The organism is Devosia sp. Soil_C_22 (assembly GCF_057657195.1).
In genome coordinates, this window is sequence record NZ_JBDGIY010000002.1 from 256183 (window position 1) to 275824 (window position 19642).

The 19642-nt window shown below is 66.2% G+C and carries 27 protein-coding genes; 11 read left to right on the plus strand and 16 right to left on the minus strand.

Annotated elements, in window-relative coordinates; genetic code table 11:
- Window positions 1-82: 82 nt before the first annotated feature.
- Complete coding sequence (locus AC3A6I_RS18300) at window positions 83-523, minus strand: MarR family winged helix-turn-helix transcriptional regulator (protein ID WP_487545299.1); 441 nt, start codon at window positions 521-523, stop codon at window positions 83-85.
- A 117-nt stretch (window positions 524-640) separates the two neighbouring features.
- Between AC3A6I_RS18300 and pyrF the strand changes: the two genes are divergently transcribed.
- The 3 genes from pyrF to AC3A6I_RS18315 are packed head-to-tail and all read left to right on the plus strand — an operon-like array spanning window position 641 to window position 2829.
- Complete coding sequence (pyrF, locus tag AC3A6I_RS18305) at window positions 641-1339, plus strand: orotidine-5'-phosphate decarboxylase (protein WP_487545300.1); 699 nt, start codon at window positions 641-643, stop codon at window positions 1337-1339.
- Window positions 1340-1392: 53 nt separating this feature from the next.
- Complete coding sequence (gene dapB, locus AC3A6I_RS18310) at window positions 1393-2202, plus strand: 4-hydroxy-tetrahydrodipicolinate reductase (RefSeq protein WP_487545301.1); 810 nt, start codon at window positions 1393-1395, stop codon at window positions 2200-2202.
- Window positions 2203-2214: 12 nt separating this feature from the next.
- Window positions 2215-2829 (plus strand): 2,3-bisphosphoglycerate-dependent phosphoglycerate mutase, encoded by a 615-nt coding sequence (locus AC3A6I_RS18315; protein ID WP_487545302.1) that lies wholly within the window; start codon window positions 2215-2217, stop codon window positions 2827-2829.
- Window positions 2830-2982: 153 nt separating this feature from the next.
- Here AC3A6I_RS18315 and AC3A6I_RS18320 read toward each other — a convergent pair whose 3' ends face one another.
- Complete coding sequence (locus AC3A6I_RS18320; RefSeq protein WP_487545303.1) at window positions 2983-3846, minus strand: methylated-DNA--[protein]-cysteine S-methyltransferase; 864 nt, start codon at window positions 3844-3846, stop codon at window positions 2983-2985.
- A 50-nt stretch (window positions 3847-3896) separates the two neighbouring features.
- Window positions 3897-4376: a DUF2244 domain-containing protein gene (locus AC3A6I_RS18325; RefSeq protein ID WP_487545304.1), complete on the minus strand. Its 480-nt coding sequence runs from the start codon at window positions 4374-4376 to the stop codon at window positions 3897-3899.
- Window positions 4377-4415: 39 nt separating this feature from the next.
- Here AC3A6I_RS18325 and nth point away from each other — a divergent pair, with 39 nt between their 5' ends.
- Window positions 4416-5087 (plus strand): endonuclease III, encoded by a 672-nt coding sequence (gene nth, locus AC3A6I_RS18330; RefSeq protein WP_487545305.1) that lies wholly within the window; start codon window positions 4416-4418, stop codon window positions 5085-5087.
- Window positions 5088-5172: 85 nt separating this feature from the next.
- Here nth and AC3A6I_RS18335 read toward each other — a convergent pair whose 3' ends face one another.
- Window positions 5173-5625 (minus strand): DUF2214 family protein, encoded by a 453-nt coding sequence (locus tag AC3A6I_RS18335; RefSeq protein WP_487545306.1) that lies wholly within the window; start codon window positions 5623-5625, stop codon window positions 5173-5175.
- 79 nt (window positions 5626-5704) lie between these two features.
- Here AC3A6I_RS18335 and AC3A6I_RS18340 point away from each other — a divergent pair, with 79 nt between their 5' ends.
- Together AC3A6I_RS18340 and AC3A6I_RS18345 are read left to right on the plus strand one after the other, a co-directional pair.
- Complete coding sequence (locus AC3A6I_RS18340; RefSeq protein WP_487545307.1) at window positions 5705-6304, plus strand: TetR/AcrR family transcriptional regulator; 600 nt, start codon at window positions 5705-5707, stop codon at window positions 6302-6304.
- Between the two features lie 80 nt (window positions 6305-6384).
- Window positions 6385-7386 (plus strand): adenosine kinase, encoded by a 1002-nt coding sequence (locus AC3A6I_RS18345; protein ID WP_487545308.1) that lies wholly within the window; start codon window positions 6385-6387, stop codon window positions 7384-7386.
- 79 nt (window positions 7387-7465) lie between these two features.
- On the opposite strand, the gene AC3A6I_RS18350 is transcribed toward AC3A6I_RS18345, so the two are convergent.
- Genes AC3A6I_RS18350 through AC3A6I_RS18395 form a run of 10 tightly spaced genes read right to left on the minus strand, consistent with a single transcriptional unit; the run spans window position 7466 to window position 12540 of the window.
- The gene (locus AC3A6I_RS18350; RefSeq protein WP_487545309.1) at window positions 7466-7885 is read right to left on the minus strand and encodes an endonuclease domain-containing protein; all 420 of its coding nucleotides are present in this window, start codon (window positions 7883-7885) and stop codon (window positions 7466-7468) included.
- Window positions 7886-7892: 7 nt separating this feature from the next.
- Window positions 7893-8837: a type I pantothenate kinase gene (coaA, locus tag AC3A6I_RS18355; RefSeq protein WP_487545680.1), complete on the minus strand. Its 945-nt coding sequence runs from the start codon at window positions 8835-8837 to the stop codon at window positions 7893-7895.
- Entirely contained in the window at window positions 8837-9160 is a 324-nt protein-coding gene (locus AC3A6I_RS18360) for a phosphoribosyl-ATP diphosphatase (protein WP_487545310.1), read from the minus strand. Before AC3A6I_RS18360 ends, coaA begins: the two co-directional genes overlap by 1 nt.
- 5 nt (window positions 9161-9165) lie before the next feature.
- Window positions 9166-9969 (minus strand): imidazole glycerol phosphate synthase subunit HisF, encoded by an 804-nt coding sequence (gene hisF / locus AC3A6I_RS18365; protein ID WP_487545311.1) that lies wholly within the window; start codon window positions 9967-9969, stop codon window positions 9166-9168.
- A complete protein-coding gene (locus AC3A6I_RS18370) occupies window positions 9966-10184 on the minus strand; it encodes a hypothetical protein (protein ID WP_487545312.1) in 219 nt (72 codons plus the stop codon). Before AC3A6I_RS18370 ends, hisF begins: the two co-directional genes overlap by 4 nt.
- A complete protein-coding gene (locus tag AC3A6I_RS18375; RefSeq protein WP_487545313.1) occupies window positions 10181-10492 on the minus strand; it encodes a hypothetical protein in 312 nt (103 codons plus the stop codon). The genes AC3A6I_RS18370 and AC3A6I_RS18375 overlap by 4 nt, the downstream gene beginning before the upstream one ends.
- Window positions 10489-10812 (minus strand): hypothetical protein, encoded by a 324-nt coding sequence (locus tag AC3A6I_RS18380; protein WP_487545314.1) that lies wholly within the window; start codon window positions 10810-10812, stop codon window positions 10489-10491. The genes AC3A6I_RS18375 and AC3A6I_RS18380 overlap by 4 nt, the downstream gene beginning before the upstream one ends.
- Window positions 10809-11546 (minus strand): 1-(5-phosphoribosyl)-5-[(5-phosphoribosylamino)methylideneamino]imidazole-4-carboxamide isomerase, encoded by a 738-nt coding sequence (hisA, locus tag AC3A6I_RS18385; protein ID WP_487545315.1) that lies wholly within the window; start codon window positions 11544-11546, stop codon window positions 10809-10811. The genes AC3A6I_RS18380 and hisA overlap by 4 nt, the downstream gene beginning before the upstream one ends.
- Entirely contained in the window at window positions 11543-12193 is a 651-nt protein-coding gene (gene hisH / locus AC3A6I_RS18390) for an imidazole glycerol phosphate synthase subunit HisH (RefSeq protein ID WP_487545316.1), read from the minus strand. Before hisH ends, hisA begins: the two co-directional genes overlap by 4 nt.
- Window positions 12190-12540, minus strand: a complete 351-nt coding sequence (locus AC3A6I_RS18395; protein WP_487545317.1) for a hypothetical protein — start codon at window positions 12538-12540, stop codon at window positions 12190-12192. The genes hisH and AC3A6I_RS18395 overlap by 4 nt, the downstream gene beginning before the upstream one ends.
- Before the next feature lie 90 nt (window positions 12541-12630).
- On the opposite strand from AC3A6I_RS18395, the gene AC3A6I_RS18400 reads away from it, so the two are divergent.
- Window positions 12631-12774, plus strand: a complete 144-nt coding sequence (locus tag AC3A6I_RS18400; protein WP_487545318.1) for a hypothetical protein — start codon at window positions 12631-12633, stop codon at window positions 12772-12774.
- Between the two features lie 14 nt (window positions 12775-12788).
- Here AC3A6I_RS18400 and hisB read toward each other — a convergent pair whose 3' ends face one another.
- On the minus strand, window positions 12789-13376 hold the full coding sequence (hisB, locus tag AC3A6I_RS18405) for an imidazoleglycerol-phosphate dehydratase HisB (protein WP_487545319.1): 588 nt from the start codon (window positions 13374-13376) through the stop codon (window positions 12789-12791).
- A 425-nt stretch (window positions 13377-13801) separates the two neighbouring features.
- Here hisB and hslV point away from each other — a divergent pair, with 425 nt between their 5' ends.
- From hslV to AC3A6I_RS18425, 4 genes are all read left to right on the plus strand, one after another.
- On the plus strand, window positions 13802-14365 hold the full coding sequence (gene hslV / locus AC3A6I_RS18410; protein ID WP_487545320.1) for an ATP-dependent protease subunit HslV: 564 nt from the start codon (window positions 13802-13804) through the stop codon (window positions 14363-14365).
- Window positions 14362-14871: an N-acetyltransferase family protein gene (locus AC3A6I_RS18415; protein WP_487545321.1), complete on the plus strand. Its 510-nt coding sequence runs from the start codon at window positions 14362-14364 to the stop codon at window positions 14869-14871. Before hslV ends, AC3A6I_RS18415 begins: the two co-directional genes overlap by 4 nt.
- Window positions 14872-14877: 6 nt before the next feature.
- A complete protein-coding gene (hslU, locus tag AC3A6I_RS18420) occupies window positions 14878-16179 on the plus strand; it encodes an ATP-dependent protease ATPase subunit HslU (RefSeq protein ID WP_487545322.1) in 1302 nt (433 codons plus the stop codon).
- 272 nt (window positions 16180-16451) lie between these two features.
- Window positions 16452-17633 carry a pyridoxal phosphate-dependent aminotransferase gene (locus tag AC3A6I_RS18425; RefSeq protein ID WP_487545323.1) on the plus strand — a complete coding sequence of 394 codons (1182 nt, stop codon included), beginning with the start codon at window positions 16452-16454 and terminating at the stop codon, window positions 17631-17633.
- A 261-nt stretch (window positions 17634-17894) separates the two neighbouring features.
- Here AC3A6I_RS18425 and AC3A6I_RS18430 read toward each other — a convergent pair whose 3' ends face one another.
- On the minus strand, window positions 17895-19625 hold the full coding sequence (locus AC3A6I_RS18430; RefSeq protein ID WP_487545324.1) for an ABC transporter ATP-binding protein: 1731 nt from the start codon (window positions 19623-19625) through the stop codon (window positions 17895-17897).
- Window positions 19626-19642 lie beyond the last annotated feature (17 nt).

The following is a 19642-nucleotide window of genomic DNA, read 5'->3' on the forward strand; positions in this document are numbered from 1 at the left end:
TGGGGGGCCAACGGGGATCACTGAACCACCCCCACCCTCAATCCCTCCCCGCAAGGGGGAGGGAGGCAGATCTCGCCAAGCCTTAGCGCCCCGGGGTCCACTCCCCCAACCCGAACAGCTCGATCGCATCCTCCAGCGCCAGCTTCAGCGCATCGAGCCGCGGCACCGCGTGATCGATCTCCCGCAGCCGCACCGGCCCGGCGAGCGGTGTCGCTTCGACCAGCGCCATCCCGGCCTCGGTCAGCCCCACCACGCGGGCCCGCCTGTCCTTCGGGTCGGTCCGAACCGTCACGAGATCCATCCGCCGCAGCTCATCGATCGATTGCCCCAGTGTTGCCGGATGCGCCACCAGCGCCTTGCGCAGCGCGGCGAGCGGTAGTTGCGGGCGCTCGGCGCAAATGCGCAGCACCTGCAGCTGCAGGCCGGTAATGCCGAAGCGCTTCTTCAGTTCGGCTTCGAACGCCGCCATGGCGCGTTCGAGCCGCACCCAGGCGACGATGGCGGAAAGCGCCTGCTGCTGCATGAAAGTCCAACCGAATCCGTAATGCTATGGCGGCATAGTGAGTGGCTGCCGTCAGCCACGCAAGCCTTGACCCCGTGCCCCGATGCATGGCAAGAGCCGGAAAATCCGGAGACAGCAATGGCAGGCACCCTCATCGTGGCCCTCGATCTCGACACGCGAGACGAGGCCGAGCGTTTGGTCGCGGATCTCGGCGACGCGGTCGATTTCTACAAGATCGGCTACCAGCTGTTCTACGGTGGCGACGGCCTGAACCTGGGCAAGGCCCTACTCGCTGCCAAGAAGCGCGTGTTCTTCGATTTGAAGATGCTCGATATCGACAACACGGTCGAAAAAGGCGTCGCCGCGATCGCGCGGACCGGCGCCACGATGGTCACCGTGCACGCCTATCCTAAGGCGATGCGGGCGGCGGTGAAGGCCGCGGCAGGCGCCGACCTGACCGTGCTCGGCGTCACCGTGCTCACCTCGATGGACGATGCCGACCTCACCGAGGCCGGCTATTCCCGCGACCTCGCCGGCCTCATCTCGCTGCGTGCCGAACAGGCCAAGGCGGCCGGCATCGGCGGTATCGTCTGCTCGCCCAACGAGGCCGAGCTGGTCCGTGCCATCGTCGGCCCGAAACTCGCCATCGTCACCCCGGGTATCCGCCCCGCCGGCAGCGCGCTGGGCGACCAGAAGCGCGTCATGGGTCCGGCCGAAGCGCTGAGCGCCGGCGCCAGCCATCTGGTCGTCGGCCGGCCGATCACCGCGGCATCGAATCCGCGTGCGGCGGCGCTCGACGTCCTCGCCGAGATGGGCGGCGTGACGCGCGTCGCTTGACTGGCGGCGCGTCCGATGGGTTATAGGCGGCGCAAGCTGTTGTCGGAGCCGCCATGTCTGATCTGAAGGTCGCGATTGCCGGAGCGGGCGGCCGCATGGGTGGCGCCAATATCCGCGCCATCGCCGCGACGCCCGGCCTCGCGGTGTACTCCGCCTTCGATCGCGCCGGCGCCTCCGTGATCGGCAAGGACGCGGGCGAGCAGGCCGGCGCCGAGGCCCTGGGCATCGCCATCACTGACGATGTCGCTGCGGCGCTGGCCGGCGCCGACGCCATCATCGATTTCACCGCGCCGGCGAATTCCGTCGCCATCGCCAACGAAGCGGCGAAGCGCGGGCTGATCCACATCATCGGCACCACCGGCTGCAGCGAAGCCGACGATGCTGCCATCGCCGCCGCAGCCGCCAACGGGGCGCGCATCGTCAAGGCCGGCAATTTCTCGCTCGGCGTCAACCTGCTGCTCGGCCTCGTCAAGCAGGCGGCTGCGGCGCTGCCGGGTTTCGACGTCGAAATCCTCGAGATGCACCACAACAAGAAGGTCGATGCTCCCTCCGGCACCGCCCTGATGCTCGGCGAAGCCGCCGCGCGCGGGCGCAACATCGACCTCAAGACACATTCGGTGCGGGTGCGCGACGGCCATACCGGCCCGCGCGAAGCCGGCAGCATCGGCTTTGCCACGCTGCGCGGCGGCAACGTGATCGGGGAGCACAAGGTGATCCTCGCCGGCCCGTCCGAGCGCATCGAGCTCAATCACATCGCCGACAACCGCGCGCTGTTTGCAGACGGCGCGGTGCGGGCGGCGCTCTGGGCGCGCGACCAGCGTCCGGGGCTTTACTCCATGGCCGACGTGCTCGGCTTCAACTGACAGGACTGACTGATGACCGGTACGCTGATCCTCGTCCGCCACGGCGAAAGCGAGTGGAACCTCAAGAACCTGTTCACCGGCTGGCGCGACCCGGACCTAACCGAGAAGGGCATCGGCGAAGCCAAGGGCACCGGCGAGCGGCTGAAGAAGGCGAACATCGTCCCCGATGCCTATTTCACCTCCGACTTGCGCCGGGCCCAGCACACGCTCGACCTGCTGCTCAAGGAACTGGGCATCACCGAGGTCACGATCACCCGCTCAAAGCTCCTCAACGAGCGCGACTATGGCGATCTGAGCGGCCTCAACAAGGATGACGCGCGCAAGAAGTGGGGCGAGGATCAGGTGCTGATCTGGCGCCGGTCCTATGACGTGCCCCCGCCGGGCGGCGAAAGCCTCAAGGACACCGCGGCCCGCACGCTGCCCTATTACGAAGCCGAGATCCTGCCCCTGCTCAAGGCCGGCAAGACCGTGCTGGTCGCCGCCCACGGCAACTCGCTGCGCTCGATCGTGATGTCGATCGAAAAGCTGACGCCGGAACAGATTTTGAAGCGCGAACTCGCGACCGGCGAGCCGGTGGTTTACCAGATCGGCGCCGATGGCGAGCTGGTTGGGACGGTGACGCTTTAGCGATAGAGCCGAAGCAGACAACCCCCTCCCATCCTCCCCCATAAAGGGGGAGGTGCCTTGCCGGTGTGTTTGGCACGATCGACGCCAAAGCCTCGACTCTTCACCTCCCCCTTTATGGGGGAGGCCGGGAGGGGGGCGTCTCTATCGGTAGGCCTAAGCCCCCACCACCCCACTCTCCCACCCCAGGATCGCCCGCTTGCGCGGCACGCCCCAGTGGTAGCCCGTGAGCGCTCCGGTAGAGCCCACCACCCGGTGGCAAGGCACCACGAAGCTGATCGGGTTCTTGCCCACCGCCGCACCCACGGCCCGCGCCGCAGTCGGCCGGCCGATGTGTTGTGCGACGGTCTGGTAGGTCGTGGCCTTCCCCACCGGGATCTTCAGCAGCGTCTCCCAGACCTTGATCTCGAAGTCGGTGCCGATCAGCACCACGCGTACCGGCTCCTCGGCGTTCCAGCGGCCCGGATCGAACACCCGCGCCGCGATCGGCGCGATGGCGCCATCGTCGCGCCGATAACGCGCATTGGGCCAGCGGTTGGCAAGGTCCTCGAAGGCTTCCTCGACGCTCATCCGCTCGTCGGCAAAGCCGATGCCGGAGAGCCCATACTCGGTCATGGTCAGCACCGCCGTGCCGAAGGGCGAGGGCGCCGCGCCCCAGGTCATTTCCAGCCCCTCGCCGCGATTGCGATAGGCCCCGGGCGGCATGGCCTCGTGGGTCACGAACAGGTCGTGCAGCCGCGAGGTCGAGCTCAGGCCGACCTCGTAGGTGGTGTCGAGCACGCTCTGCTTGTCGGCTAAGAGCTTCTTGGCGTGGTTCAGCGCCACGCACTGGGCGAAGCTCTTGGGGCTCAGCCCGCACCAGCGGCGGAACAGATCGACGAGCTGGCGTTCCGTCAACCCGAGGGCGCGCGCAAAGCGCGGCAGGTCGACCTCGTCGGCCAGCGTCTCGCTCAGGTAGGCGATCGCGGCCTGCACGGTCTCGTAGTCGGAATTGGCGATGATGGTTTCGTGCTTGCTCATGATGCCAGCAAGATAGGCGCGCGCCCGCACCATTGCGACCCGGTTTTGACCTAGGCCCGCGCTCGCTTCAGCGCCGTACCGAAGGCCTTGGCGAAGCTCGATTTTTCGTCCTGGTTCAGGAACGCGCCGATCACCACGTCCTGGTCGCGGGTGCGCAAATGCAGCGCCGTGGTGCGCTCGTTGAAGTCGCGGTCGATGACCAGCTTGACGAAATAGGGATTGAACCGCGTCAGCGTCTGCTTGCCGCTGCCGTCGACCTGCTTCAGCTCGAGCTGGTCGGGCCAGAGCGTCACTTCCTCGTAGCGCTTGCCGTCGCGCTGGTGCGCCACCAGCGCCCACCATATCAGTGCCACGTCGAGCCCCATGAAGCCGACGATCGGCCAGGCGCCGAGCGAGAAAAACACGATGCCGGGGATGGTGGCGAGGATGGCGACCAGCGCCACCACGGTGCGTACGCCCTTGCGCCCCATCGAGCGGTGGGGCGTCAGCTTTGCTGCAAACAGTGGCCGTGCTTGCGTTTGTGTCGTCATCTTGGGCATCACTATAGGCCGAGAATCGGGATGACGGAAATGGCGCCGAGAAAAGTGAAGTCGTTGCCGAAGGCAGATGTCGAGGCCATTTTCGGCGCTTTTGCGGCGGCGAACCCCGAACCGCAGGGCGAACTCGAATACGTCAATCCGTTCACGCTGCTGGTCGCGGTGGTGCTCTCGGCGCAGGCAACCGATGCCGGCGTCAACAAGGCGACGCGCGGCCTGTTTGCCATCGCCGACACGCCGGAGAAGATGGCGGCGCTCGGTGTCGGCGGCATCGAGGAGCGGATCAAGACCATCGGGCTGTTCCGCAACAAGGCCAAGAACGTCTTCGCGCTGAGCCAGCTGCTGATCGAGAAGTTCAATTCGGAAGTGCCGGCCGACCGCGACGCGCTCGAAAGCCTGCCCGGCGTGGGGCGCAAGACGGCCAATGTCGTCCTCAACATCGCGTTCAAGCAGCCGACCATCGCGGTGGACACTCACCTGTTCCGCGTCGCCAACCGCACCGGGCTCGCCCCGGGGAAGACGCCGCTCGAGGTGGAACTCGGCCTCTTGAAGATCGTTCCGGAGCCCTACCTGCTCCACGCCCACCACTGGCTGATCCTGCACGGACGCTACGTGTGCAAGGCGCGCAAGCCCGAGTGCTGGCGCTGCGTCATCCGCGAGTGGTGCCGCTTCGAGTCCAAGACTCCCGCGCCGAAGGGCGCGTAAAGCATTTCACGATCAGACTGAGGGGCCGCCGTCCCACCCACGGCGTCATTCCCAAGCTTGTGGACCGCTTCGAACGTGAAACGATCTAGAACACCCCATAGCCCCGAGCCATCGCCGCGGCGAAGATCGGCACCAGTGCGACCAGCACCACCTCGATGAACAGGAAGCCGCGCATGCGGCGGATTTCCTCCGCCGGCGGGTTGAAGCTCTGGTCCGCCGCATAGGCCTTGCGCCAGCCGATATAGGCGCGGGTCGGGATCACCGACACGCCGCCCATCGCGGCGAAGGCGGCCATCTTGGCCCAGAAGGCCCAGTTGAACACGTAATACTCCCAGCCCGCGACGCCGAAGATCACGCGGATGATGCCGACGATGATGACGATGCCTGCCGCTGTGCCGTAGGCGGCATCGATCGCGGCCAGTTGGCCGATCCGCCTGCCCTCGAGCCCGGGACGCAGCAGCACGAACTCGGCCGCGAACACCGCGACCAGGGTGAAGACGGCAAGGTGGTGCAGGCCGGCGAGGATCAGGTCGAGCATCTGTCGCATCCTTTCGCCTCGACCGCGTCGAGGCAGCATGTTAACGCTGTTCGCATGCAGATAGACCTATATGTTATCAATGTCAACATCTGAACCCACCGACCGTTACCACCATGGCGACCTGAAGCGCGCGCTGGTCGAAGCCGCGCTCGAACTTCTCGCAGAAGGCGGCACCGAAGCGCTTGGCCTGCGCGAGCTGGCGCGCCGCGTCGGTGTCTCCGCCGCCGCGCCGTACCGGCATTTTCGCGACAAACAGGCGCTGATCCAGGCGGTTGCCGCCGCCGGCTTCGTGCGCTTCCTCGCCACCGTCGAGGCCGCGCGCACCGAAGGCAGCCCGCAGGAGCAGCTCGCGGAAATGGCCGAGGCCTATGTCGGCTTCGCCATCGCCAACCCGGCGCTCTACCGGCTGATGTTCTCGGCCGAGCTCGGCAAGTTCGAGGATCGCGAGCTCAAGCGCGCTGCGGACGCCGCGTATGCCAGCTTGGCTGTCACCGCGGCCAAGGTCGACCCGGACGCCCCGGGCGAGGCCGCGATCAGCGCCTGGGCCTTCGTCCACGGCCTATCGCTGCTGCTGCTCGACAACCAGCTGCTCGGCGTCACCGCCGCCACGGCCGGCCCGCTGGTGCGGCGGCTGGCGCGCCGGCACGCGTATGAGCCCCGGACAGCCGGCCCAACCTGACGTGGACGTTGCGCCGGGCGGCAATCTCCATTATTTCCGCGCGCGGGGCGCGAATTTCCATTTGATGACAAGGATGACCCATGGCCGATGGCCGTTTTGACGTGTTGACCATCGGCAACGCCATTGTCGACGTCATCGCTCCCATCGAGCATGGTTTCCTCGAGCGCGAAGGCCTCTCCGAAGGCATCATGCATCTCGTCGATGCCGAGCGTAGCGCCTACCTCTACGAGCGCATGCCCGCCGACAAGCAGCGGATCTCGGGCGGCAGCTCGGCCAACACCGCCGCCGGTGTCGCCTCGCTGGGCGGCCGCGCCGCCTTCGTCGGCAAGGTGGCCAATGACGAGCTCGGCGACGTGTTCGCCGATGATCTCAGCCGCATCGGCGTCCACTACGACGTCTCGCGCCTCGATGAAGGCCCGGCCACGGCGCGCTCGATGATCCTGCTCTCCGCCCATGGCGAGCGCACCATGAACACCTACCTCGGCGCCTGCCACCAGCTCACCACCGCCGACATCAAGGAAGACGAGATCGGCGGCGCCACCGTCACCTACATGGAAGGGTTTTTGTGGGACCCGACCGAGGCCAAGAAGGCCTTCGTCCAGGCCGCGCACTACGCCCACAAGCACGACCGGGCGGCCTCGTTTACGCTTTCCGACCCGTTCTGCGTCAACCGCTACCGCGACGAGTTCCTCGACCTGATCCGGTCCAAGACCATGGACATCATCTTCGGCAATATCGAAGAGCTGAAGGCGCTGTACCAGACCGATTTCCACGGCGCCGTGCAGGCCATCGCCAAGGATGCCGAGCTCGCCGCCATCACCATGGGTGAACAGGGCGCCATGGCCATCCACAATGGCGAGATCATCACCGTGCCGGCCTATGCCGTGCCCGAAGTGGTCGACGTCACCGGCGCCGGCGACCTCTTCGCCTCCGGCTTCCTCCTCGCCGTCGCCCGCGAACGCGACCTCAAGACCGCGCTACAGGCCGGGTGCCTCGCCGCCAGCGAAGTGATCTCGCATATCGGCGCAAGGCCGGTGAAGGATCTGCGCATGATGGCGGCGGAACAGGCGATCGGGATTTAGCTCTCCGTGATCCTCCACCGCGCAGCGGGGGAGGGGGACCAAGCGAAGCTTGGTGGAGGGGGCGGCCACCCGCACCGGTTCAACGGACTGCGAGCGCTTGCCTGATCATCGCCAGGACGCCGTCAATCGAACGATCATCGAGTATCTCCTTTGCCGGCACGCGCAGAACCCTGATGCCTTGTTCAGCCAGCCAGGCATCACGGCGCTCGTCGTGAAGTGCCTGCTCGACGAAATCATGCGCCGCACCATCGACCTCAACGGCTAAGGCGGTTCGGCTACAGTAGAAGTCGAGAACGTACGGGCCAGCGGGGTGCTGGCGCCGAAAGTGCTTTGCTAACTGTTCGCGACGCAGATGCTGCCAGAGGATGACTTCAGGCAGGCTCATATCCCTGCGCAGCATTTTGGCTCGCTTCGTCGTGACGATTGATCCGCGCACTTTGCCGCCCCCTCCACCACGCTTCGCGTGGTCCCCCTCCCCCGCTGCGCGGTGGAGGATCACCGCGACCTCAAACCTTCCTCAACGCCACCTGCTCGATCGTATGCGTCGGCCCCTTGGTCAGCACCAGGTCCGCGCGCCCCTTGGTCGGCTGGATATTGTCCCGCAAGTTCGGCAGATTGATCTCGGTCCAGGCCCACATGCCGAAGGCTTCCGCCTCCTCCGCGCTCATCTGGCTGAACTTGTGGAAGAAGCTCTTGGGGTCGGCGAAGGCGGTCTGCCGCAGCCGGCGGAAGCGCTCCATGAACCAGGCGGTGAGGTCCTTTTCCGCCGCATCGATGAAGATCGAGAAATCGAGGAAGTCCGAGGCGAACAGGATCGGCTTGCCCGATTTCGGCATGTCGCCCGGCTGCAGGATGTTGAGCCCCTCGACGATCAGGATGTCCGGCCGGTCGACGGTGACGAACTCCCCCGGCACCACGTCGTAGACGAGGTGCGAGTAGACCGGCACCTTCACGTTCGGCTTGCCCGACTTGATGTCGGAAAGGAACCGGATCAGCGCGGAACGATCGTAGCTCTCCGGAAAGCCCTTGCGGTCGGCGAGCTTCAGCTCATCGAGCCTGGCATTGGAGAACAGGAACCCGTCGGTCGTCACCAGGTCGACCTTGGGCGAGCTCGGCCAGCGCCCGAGCAGCGCCTTGAGGATGCGCGAGGTGGTGGATTTGCCCACCGCCACCGAACCGGCCACGCCGATAATGTATGGCACCTTGCGATCGTCGGTGCCGAGGAACCGGGTCGATGCCCGGTGCAGCTCCTGCGTCGCCTCGACATAGAGCGAGATCAGCCGGCTCAGCGGCAGGTAGATTTCCTCGGCTTCCTCGAACGAGATCGGATCGTTCAGCGCGCGCAGCCGCTGGATGTCGGCCGGCTCGAGCGTCATCGGCTCGTCGGCGCGAAAGCCGCTCCACTCGGCCTTGGTGAAATAGTGGTAGGGCGCGAGCCGGGTTTCCGCGATCACGCCGGCTTCCCCCGCGACGCCTTCTCCTCGAGCCCGGTCTGCGCCGTGCGGCGCTCGAGCTGCGCCATCACGTCGCTCAGCGGCACGCCGGCGGCGCGCAGCAGCACCAGCAGATGATAGAGCACGTCCGAGGCCTCGCCCTCGGTGCCCTTCTTGTCCTTCGTCACCGAGGCGATGATGATCTCGGCCGCTTCCTCGCCGAACTTCTTGGCGCAGCGCTCGACGCCGCCGGCCAGCAGTTTTGCGGTGTAGCTCTCGTCCGGCGACGCACTGGCGCGGGCGGCGATGCGCTGGTCCAGCGCTTCGAGGGTGAAACTCATCTCAATCAGGCTCCCGCGTTGCTGTCGCGCCGCATGGCGATGCCGTGGCGCTCCATGTAGTCCTTGGCTTCGCCCACGGTGAACGTGCCGAAGTGGAAGATCGAGGCGGCGAGCACGGCCGAGGCATGGCCGGTCTTCACGCCTTCGACCAGGTGGTCGAGCGTGCCGACACCGCCCGAAGCGATCACCGGCACATGCACGGCATCAGAGACGGCGCGGGTCAGCTCGAGATCGAAGCCGGACTTGGTGCCGTCGCGATCCATCGAGGTGACCAGCAGCTCGCCGGCCCCGCGCTCCACCATCTTGGCGGCGAACTCCACTGCGTCGATGCCGGTCGAGTTGCGGCCGCCATGGGTGTAGATTTCCCACTCGTCGCGGTTCTGCTGCCCCGGCGCCCGGATCTGCCGGCGCCGCGCATCGACCGAAACGACGATGCACTGGTCGCCGAACTTGTCGGCCGCCCGGGCGATGAAGTCCGGATCGTTCACCGCCGCCGAATTGATCGCCACCTTGTCCGCCCCGGCGAGCAGAAGCTTGCGGATGTCTTCGATCCGGCGCACGCCGCCGCCCACGGTCACCGGCATGAAGCAGTGCTCGGCGGTGCGCGCCACCACGTCGAAAATGGTGTCGCGGTTCTCGTGGCTGGCGGTGATGTCGAGGAAGGTCAACTCGTCGGCGCCGGCGGCGTTGTAGGCAATCGCCGCCTCCACCGGGTCGCCGGCATCGATCAGGTCGACGAACTGCACGCCCTTCACCACGCGGCCGTCCTTGACGTCGAGGCAGGGGATGATGCGGGTCTTCAAAGTCATGGCGACGGGTCCCGAGGCTTTCTCAGCTTGCCCGCTATGGCGAAACCCAAGCTGAAAATCCAGAAAAACAGGGCGAAGAGGCTGAGCGGAGCGAGAAATGGCGGCACGAGGCCGGTGATGCTGAACCAGCCGAGCGCCAATATGGGCGGTAGCGTCACCGGATACCACCAGAGGCTGACCCGCTTGATCAGAATCGGCTTGTACTTGCCGCTCATTCGAGGCCGCGCCTCCGCTTCCAGCGGCCGCGGTGCCAATAGAGCACGAGGAACCACAGGCACGCCGCGACGATACCGGCTGGCCAGGTGAACAGCGCGTAGAGAAAACTGCTCGCCATCATCTGCAGCTCCGGCGCCTTGTCGACCCCATCGACAATGCACGGGTCGAGCACGCCATTGGTGACGGTGCAGCCATGGCCCTGCGCCACGTTGGCGGCATAGACGGTGACGCCGATCGGGGCCATGGCGCCGACAAAGATCAGCGCCAGCACGATCAGGTAGGGCCACCACGGGAAACGCGGGGTCATGCCGCGTTGCTCCGTCGCCGCCAGACGAACCAGTGGATCACCAGCACGACCACCCAGGCGATCAGCGCCAGCCCGCCCAGCGGGATGGTCGCCAGCATGAACCAGCCCATCACGCCCATGGCGTAGAGCGTCTCGCCCATGTCGCTGCCGTTGACGATGCACGGGTTGGCAAAGCCCTCGTGCAGCACGCAGCCATGGCTTTCGGCGATCCAGCCGGCGATGGCGACGGCGATCACCGGCGCCAGCGCGACGAGCAGGATCAAAAGCAAGGCTACCCCGTAAACCCACCAGGGAAAGCGGCGGGCGGCGGGGGTGGTCAAGCCGCCCTCGCCTGTTTCAGCAGCGCCAGCGCTTCACGTGAATCAATGCGTCCGTCGTAGATGGCGCGGCCCGAGATCGCGCCCTCGAGGATGCGGTACTCGGGTTGCGCCAGCGTGCGGATGTCGTCCATCGAAGCGAGCCCACCCGAGGCGATCACCGGGATCGACACGGCCTTGGCGAGCTCCAGCGTCGAGGCCCAGTTGATGCCCTTCAGGATGCCGTCGCGGTCGATATCGGTGTAGATGATCGCCGCAACACCAGCGCCCTCGAAGCGCTTGCCGAGCTCGATGACGCTCAGCTCCGAAGTCTCGGCCCAGCCTTCCACCGCCACCTTGCCGCCGCGTGCGTCGATACCCACCGCGACCTGCCCGGGAAACAGCCGCGCCGCTTCCTTGACCAGCGCCGGATCGCGCACCGCGACCGTGCCGAGGATAACGCGGGCGAGGCCCTTCTCCAGCCAGCTCTCGACATGGGCGATGGTGCGGATACCGCCGCCCAGCTCCACAGGGAATTTTACCGCCTTGAGGATGGCCTCGACCGCCGCGCCGTTGACGCTCTCGCCGGCAAAGGCGCCGTTGAGGTCGACGACGTGCAGATACTCAAAGCCCTGATCCTCGAACGATTTCGCCTGCGCGGCCGGATCGTCGTTGAACACCGTCGCCTGGTCCATGTCGCCGAGCTTCAGCCGGACGCACTGGCCGTCCTTGAGGTCGATGGCGGGGAAAAGGATCACGGCTTCCACCTCAGGAAATTGCCAATCAGGGTCAGGCCGAGCGTCTGGCTCTTTTCGGGATGGAACTGCGTGCCCAGCATGTTGTCGCGGCCGACAATCGCCGTGACCTGCTGGCCGTAGTCGGCCGTCGCCACCAGCGTCTCGGGCTTCTCGGTCTGCAGGTGATAGGAGTGCACAAAATAGGCATGCAGCCCGTTCGGCCCGTCCGGAATGCCCTCGAGCAGCGGATGCTTCTGCCGGAAGGTCAGCGTGTTCCAGCCCATGTGCGGCACCTTGAGCCCGCCGGCAGGCTCGATGCGCACCACGGCGCCGGGGATCCAGCCGAGCCCCCTGGTGATCGCCTTCTCGCGGCCTTCGGTGGCCATCAGCTGCATGCCGACGCAGATGCCGAGGAACGGCACGCCGCCCCCGATCACCCGCTCCTCGAGCACCTCGACCATGCCGGTCACCGCATCGAGGCCGGCGCGGCAATCGGCGAAAGCGCCGACGCCCGGCAGCACGATACGGTCGGCGCGGCGCACCGCGTCGACATCGTCGGTGACGAGGATTTCGTCGCCGGTGCCGGCTTCACGAGCGGCACGTTCGAACGCCTTGGCGGCCGAGCGCAGGTTGCCCGAGCCGTAATCGATGATCGTTACCGTGCTCATGCCGCAGCCCGCCCTGCGAGGTAGCCGACCAGCGCCGCATCCTCGCCATCGGCAATCCAGTCGCCCTGGTAGGTGCCGGCAGCCGCCGCCTTCCGGCGCGCAAAGCCCGCGGCGGCGAAACCAAGCCAGATCGCAACCAGCACATAGAGCCAGAACGCGGCCGCGCCGCCGATCCAGAGACCGAGCAGTATCAGCCCCAGAACCTTGATCACCCACAGCCCCAGCATGGCCCAGAGCCCATGCGCGATCGCGTGGACCGGCGGCAGCAGCGCGGCGGACCAGCTGAAGCGATCTGCCACAGCGATGGGGGCTTGGTTTTCGCGGGCATATAGGGAATAGAGGGTCACGGAAATGCCTCGGTGAGCTATCGGGGACGCCATAGACGAAAAGGCCCGCCGTTGGAAGCGGGCCGAGCCTCGAGCCCAGGAGCAGGATTGATGAGCGACAACCAGGATTTCTCGCACGGCCCCGGTGAAGACGTGATCGATCCCGCAGCCGGCTTCGTCGGCTGGCTCGCCATCGGGCTGCTCGTCGTCATGGCCGTGTTCGTCGTCTTCGTGCTGAGCGCCGGCTTCCGCTGAGCTGCTAACCCAGCCTAGAGCGACCCCTTGGTCGAGGGGATCGCATCGGCAGCGCGCGGGTCGATCTCGACAGCCGCGCGCAACGCCTTGGCCAGCGCCTTGAAGGCGCTTTCGGCGACATGGTGGTTATTGTCGCCGTAGAAGGTTTCGACGTGGAGCGTGATACCGGCGTTCATCGCGAAGGCTTGGAACCACTCGCGGAAGAGCTCGGTATCCATCTCGCCCACCTTGTCGCGGGTGAACTCCACCTTCCACACCAGGAACGGCCGACCCGAGACGTCGAGCGCGACGCGGGTCAGCGTGCCGTCCATCGGCAGATCGGATGACGCGTAGCGGCGGATGCCCTTCTTGTCGCCCAGCGCCTTCTTCACCGCTTCGCCCAGCGCAATGCCCACGTCTTCCGCCGTGTGGTGGAAATCGATGTGCAGGTCGCCCTTGGCGCGCACGGTGATGTCGATCAGCCCGTGCTTGGCCAATTGGTCGAGCATGTGGTCGAGAAAGCCGATGCCGGTCTGAATGTCATGCTTGCCGGTGCCATCGAGGTTCACCGACACGGTGATGTCGGTCTCGTTGGTCTTCCGCTTGATCTCGGCAGTACGCATGGCTGGCTCCGGCTTGGTGCGCCGCCACTAGCATCTACGCGCAAAGCGATAAAGAGACGTTGCTGCAGAGGGTGCCTCCCACATGCACAGTGCTTGCGGTGAGCTTCTCCCCCTTGGCGGGGGAGAAAGCGAAAACTTGGGCTTAGCGCAGCTAAGTCCTTAGTTTTCGCAAGAGAGGGGGTCGTGGAGGGCACGAGCGCGCCACCGCACCCCCTCTCTGCTGCGACTAGTTCGCTGTCGCTCACAAGTCTCGCTTCTCCCCCGCCAAGGGGGAGAGGGTGCCTGCCATTCGCTCCGGGGTCGGGGTTTCGCAAGAGAGGGGGTGCGGTAGCGCACCAACCCAACCTCCCCAACCGGGCAGGCCAGTTTGCATTCCCCACCGCCGCGCCTAAATAAGGCACAACAGTTCTGGAGTTATTCCCCCCATGTCTCAGGACAACGAATTCCCCGGCTGGCACGGCACGACCATCGTCGCCGTCCGCAAGGGCAACAAGGTGGTGGTCGCCGGTGACGGACAGGTCTCGGTCGGCAACACCGTGATGAAGCATACCGCCAAGAAAGTCCGGCGCCTCGCCGGCGGCAAGGTGATCGGCGGCTTTGCCGGCGCCACGGCCGACGCCTTCACCCTGTTCGAGCGGCTGGAAGCCAAGCTCGTGCAGTATCCCGACCAGCTGATGCGCGCCGCCGTCGAGCTCGCCAAGGACTGGCGCACCGACCGCTACCTGCGCCGGCTCGAAGCGATGATGATCGTCGCCGACAAGACCGACACGCTGGTGCTCACCGGCACCGGCGACGTGCTGACCCCCGACCACGCCGTGATCGCCATCGGCTCGGGCGGCAACTACGCCTATTCGGCCGCCCTTGCGCTCAGCGAGAACACCGAGATGGACGCCGAGGAGATCGCCCGCAAGGCGATGAAGATCGCCGCCGAGGTCTGCATCTACACCAACGAGAACGTGACGCTCGAAACCATCGAGAACGATCAGTGAGCTTTGAGGTGCGGCGACTCGTTGCCTCCGATGCCGAGGCCTACCGGACCTTGCGCATCGAAGGGCTCCGCGATTCGCCCGCCTCGTTCGGCTCCAGCCTTGCCGAGGAGATCGACCGGCCGCCCTCGGCCTGGACCGACCGGCTCGACAAGGGCTTCGTCTTCGGCCTGTTCGACGCCACGGCGCTGGTCGGTACCGCCGGCTTTTATCGCGAGGCGATGCAGAAATCGACGCATCGCGGCCACCTCGTCGGCGTCTACCTGACGCCGCCGGCGCGCGGCAAAGGCGGTTCGGACCTGCTGATCGCCGCGGTGATCGCCGAGGCCCGCAATCACGTCCTGCAGCTGCACCTCGCGGTGACGCAGGACAACCCCCGGGCCCGCCGGCTCTACGAGCGGCACGGGTTCAAGATCTATGGGGAAGACCCGCGCGGCCTCAAGGTCGACGGCGTCTTCTACGACGACTATCTCATGGTGCTGCGCCTCGACGAGGGCAGCGGAAAGTGAAGACTGATGAGTGATACCAATTTCTCGCCCCGCGAGATCGTTTCCGAGCTCGACCGCTACATTGTCGGCCAGAAGGACGCCAAGCGCGCCGTCGCGGTGGCGCTGCGCAACCGCTGGCGCCGCCAGCAGCTGCCCGACGACCTGCGCGCCGAAGTGACGCCCAAGAACATCCTGATGATCGGGCCGACCGGCGTCGGCAAGACCGAGATTTCGCGCCGGCTGGCCAAGCTCGCCCAGGCGCCGTTCATCAAGGTCGAAGCGACCAAGTTCACCGAGGTCGGCTATGTCGGCCGCGACGTCGAACAGATCGTGCGCGACCTCGTCGAGGCCGGCATCTCGTTGCTGCGCGACAAGAAGCGCGGCGAGGTGCAGGCCCAGGCCCACCACAATGCCGAGGAGCGCGTGCTCGATGCGCTGGTCGGCTCGTCCGCCTCGCCCTCGACCCGCGAAAGCTTCCGCCAGAAGCTGCGCAACAACGAGCTCGACGACAAGGACATCGAAGTCGAGATGCAGGCCCAGGCGCCGCAGGGCGGCTTCGAGATCCCCGGCATGCCGGGCGCCAGCGTCATCAACATCCAGGATATGCTGGGCAAGGCCTTTGGCGGCCGCGGGGTCAAGCGCAAGGTCAAGGTGAAGGACGCCCACGCCCCGCTGATGGCCGAGGAAGCCGACAAGCTGCTCGACCAGGACGCGCTCCAGAAGGAGGCCATCGAGCTCGTCGAGAATGACGGCATCGCCTTCATCGACGAGATCGACAAGGTCGCGAACCGTGAAGGCGTCGGCCAGGGCCCGAGCCGCGAAGGCGTGCAGCGCGACCTCTTGCCGCTGATCGAAGGCACCACCGTCTCGACCAAGTACGGCCCGGTGAAGACCGACCACATCCTGTTCATCGCCTCGGGCGCGTTCCATGTGAGCAAGCCCTCGGACCTGTTGCCTGAATTGCAGGGGCGCCTACCGATCCGCGTCGAGCTCAGCGCGCTGAGCCGCGACGACCTGATCGGCATCCTCAACGACACCGATGCCAGCCTCATCAAGCAGTATGTGGCGCTGATGCAGACCGAGGGCCTGACGCTCGAGTTCACCCCGGACTCGATCGAGGCGATCGCGGATGCCGCCGTGCACGTCAACTCGACGGTCGAGAATATCGGCGCCCGCCGGCTCTCCACCATTCTCGAACGGCTGGTCGAGGACATCTCGTTCGACGCGCCCGACAAGGCCGGCCAGACGATCACGATCGACAAGGCTTATGTCGCCGACCGCATCGGCAAGATGGCCGCCGACACCGACCTCAGCCGCTTCGTGCTGTAAGCGACCGGCCTCTCAGTCAGTTTCTCCCCCTAGGCGGGGGAGAAAGCGAAAACTTGGGCTTAGCGCAGCCAAGTCCTTAGTTTTCGCAAGAGAGGGGGTTCTGGGAGCCACCGTGCCCACCACACCCCCTCTCTGCTGCGACTAAGCTCGCTCCGCTCGCAAGTCTCGCGTCTCCCCCGCCAAGGGGGGAGAGGCCCGACTGCCGGTCCCGGATGAGCAAGATGCCCTACTCCGCGCTTGTTGATGGAACCTGCCTAAGCCATACCAAAGGCATGGATACCCCCACCGCCCCCTTCCCCGTCATTTCCCGCCCGGCCATCCAGCAGCTGCAGAGCTCGCTCATCCGCGAGGTCGCCAACGCCGCGATGGGCCGCGCCGACGTGCTGCCGTTCTGGTTCGGCGAGTCCGACCGCCCCACTCCCGACTTCATCCGCGAGGCCGCCATCGCCTCGCTGAGCTCGGGCGAAGCCTTCTACTCGCAGAATCTCGGCCGGCCCTACCTGCGCGAAGCCATCGCGACCTATCTCAGCGACCTCCACTCGACATCCGTCGCGCCCGAGCGTATCGCCGCCGTCGGATCGGGCGTCTCCGGCTTGATGCTCGCCATGCAGCTCGTGGTCGGCGCCGGCGACCGCGTCGTTGCCGTCACCCCGCTCTGGCCCAATATCGTCGAGATCCCGAAAATCCTCGGCGCCAGCGTCGAGCGGGTGCCGCTGAAAGTCGCGAACGGCAAGTGGTCGCTCGATCTCGACCGGCTGCTCGCGGCACTGACGCCCGACACCCGCCTCGTCATCATCAATTCGCCCAACAACCCGACCGGCTGGACCATCGAGGACAGCGAAGTCGACGCGATCCTTGCCCATTGCCGCAAGCACGGCATCTGGGTGTTGAGCGACGACGTCTACGAGCGCCTCGTCCACGATCCCGCACGCAAATCGGCGCCCTCCTTCCTCGCCCGCTACGAGGCCGGCGACCGCATCCTTTCAGTCAACAGCTTCTCCAAGGCCTGGTCGATGACCGGCTGGCGCGTCGGCTGGATCGTGGCGCCCGAGACGCTGACCTCCGATCTCAGCAAGATCATCGAGTACAACACCTCGTGCATTCTCGAGCCGGTGCAGCGGGCCGCGACCATCGCCATCCAGCAGGGCGAGCCGGAAGTCGCTGCCCTCCGCCAGCGCCTCACCGCGACGCGAAACCTGCTCGTCGGCGAGCTCACCGCCATGCCCGGCGTAGTCGTCCCCGATGCCGGCGGCGCCATGTATGTGTTCTTCCGCATCGAAGGCTTTGACGACACGCTGACGCTGGCCAAGCGCCTCGTCGACGAAGCCGGACTCGGCCTCGCCCCCGGCGGCGCTTTCGGCCCGGAAGGCGACGGCTGGCTGCGCTGGTGCCACGCGGTGGAGCCGGACAAGCTGCGCGAGGGTACGGCGCGGCTGCGCAAGTTCCTGGGCTGAGCCTCAGGTGCTTCACCGACTGGAGCCGGCGCACTTGGCTCCACCCCACCCTGCTGCGCTAGGCAGCAAGCTGCCAAGCTCCGCTAGCCCTCCCCATCAAGGGGAGGGAAATCAGCGCACTGGGCTAGCAGTCGGCGTCTCCCTCCCCCTTGTGGGGAGGGGGGACCCGCGCGGCGGGTGGGTGGGGGTGGCCACACGCTCCGGCCCACGCTGACGGGCAGCCAACTTCAGACTTCGCCGGCCCCAGTTTCACGTGAATCCTCACGCCCCCTGCGCCACCTCGCCGAACTGCGCATTGTGCAACCGCGCATAGGCCCCGCGGCGATCGAGCAGCTCGCGATGCGAGCCCTGCTCGACAATCCCCTCCGGCCCCACCACCACGATCCGATCCGCGTTGCGGATCGTCGCCAGCCGGTGCGCCACCACCAGCGTTGTCCGGCCCTCGGACAGCGCCGCCAGCGCCTGCTGGATCGCGTACTCGGTCGCCGTATCCAGCGCCGAAGTCGCCTCGTCGAGGATCAGGATCGGCGGGTTCTTCAGGAAAATCCGCGCAATGGCCAGCCGCTGCTTCTGCCCGCCCGACAGCTTCAGCCCGCGCTCGCCCACTGACGTATCGAGCCCCTCGGGCAGCGACAGCACGAACTCGTCGAGCGAGGCCCGGCGCAGCGCCTCGATGATCTCCTCGTCACTTGCCCCGAGCCGGCCATAGGCGACGTTCTCGCGAATGGTCGAGCCGAACAGGAACACATCCTGCTGCACGATGCCGATCTGGCTGCGCAGCGAGGCCTGCGTCATCTCGCGGATGTCGATGCCGTCGATGGTGATCGCGCCGCCGGTCACGTCGTAGAAGCGCGGCAGCAGCGAGCAGATCGTGGTCTTGCCGGCGCCCGACGGGCCGACAAAGGCCACCGTCTCGCCAGCCCGGATCGAGAGGTTCAGCCCGTCCAGCACCTTGCCGTGCTCGGAATAGGCAAAGCTCACATCCTTATATTCGATATCGCCCTTCAGCCCCGAAACGGCCACCGCGCCCGGCCGATCCGCAATATCGGGCTCGGTATCGATCAGCGAGGTGAAGCGGCGGAAGCCAGCAATGCCCTTGGGGTAGCTCTCGAGCACCGAGGTGATCTTGTCGATGGGCCGGAAGAACACGTTCACCAGCAGCAGGAAGCCGACAAAGCCGCCATAGCTCAGCTCGCCCTGCACCACGTACCAGGTGCCGGCAACCAAGACGATCAGCTGCACCAGTCGCGTCGACAGGTAGCTCAGCGCAATCGAGGCCGTCATGTAGGCATAGGCGTTGAGCTTAGTCGCCTTGTAGCTCTCGTTGTTCTGGGCAAACAGGCCGCGCTCGTAGTCCTCGTTGGCGAACGCCTTGACCACGCGGATGCCGCCGACGCTCTCGCCGACCCGTACGTTGAAGTCGCCGACCCGCCGGAACAGGCTCTGCCAGTTCAGCGTCATCTTGGCGCCGTAGCGCGACACCAGCCAGGTCATGAACGGCACGATCGCCGTGGTCACCAGCGCCAGCTGCCAGTGCACCATGAACATCAGGATGAAGGCCCCGATGAAGGTCATGATGGCGATGAACAGGTCCTCAGGGCCGTGATGGGCCACCTCGCCCACCTCCTCGAGGTCCTTGGTCACGTGGGTGATCAGCTGGCCGGTCTTGTTGTTGTCGAAATAGCGGAAGCTCAGCTTCTGGATATGATCGAAGGCCTGCCGCCGCATCTCGGTCTCGATCGAGATGCCGAGCGCATGGCCCCAGTAGTTCACGATGGCCTGCAGCCCGGTGTTGAGGATGTAGACGCCGAGCAGCGCCGCCGCCGCAAAGGCGATCAGTCCCCAGTTCTGCCCGGGCAGCAGCCGGTCGACGAACACCTGCACGGCGATCGGAAAACCGAGCTCGAGCAGGCCGGCGAGCACGGCGCAGCCGAAATCGAGGAAGAACAGGTGCTTGTATGGGGCGTAATAGGCAAAGAAGCGGCGCAGCATGGAAACCTGTCCGGCTC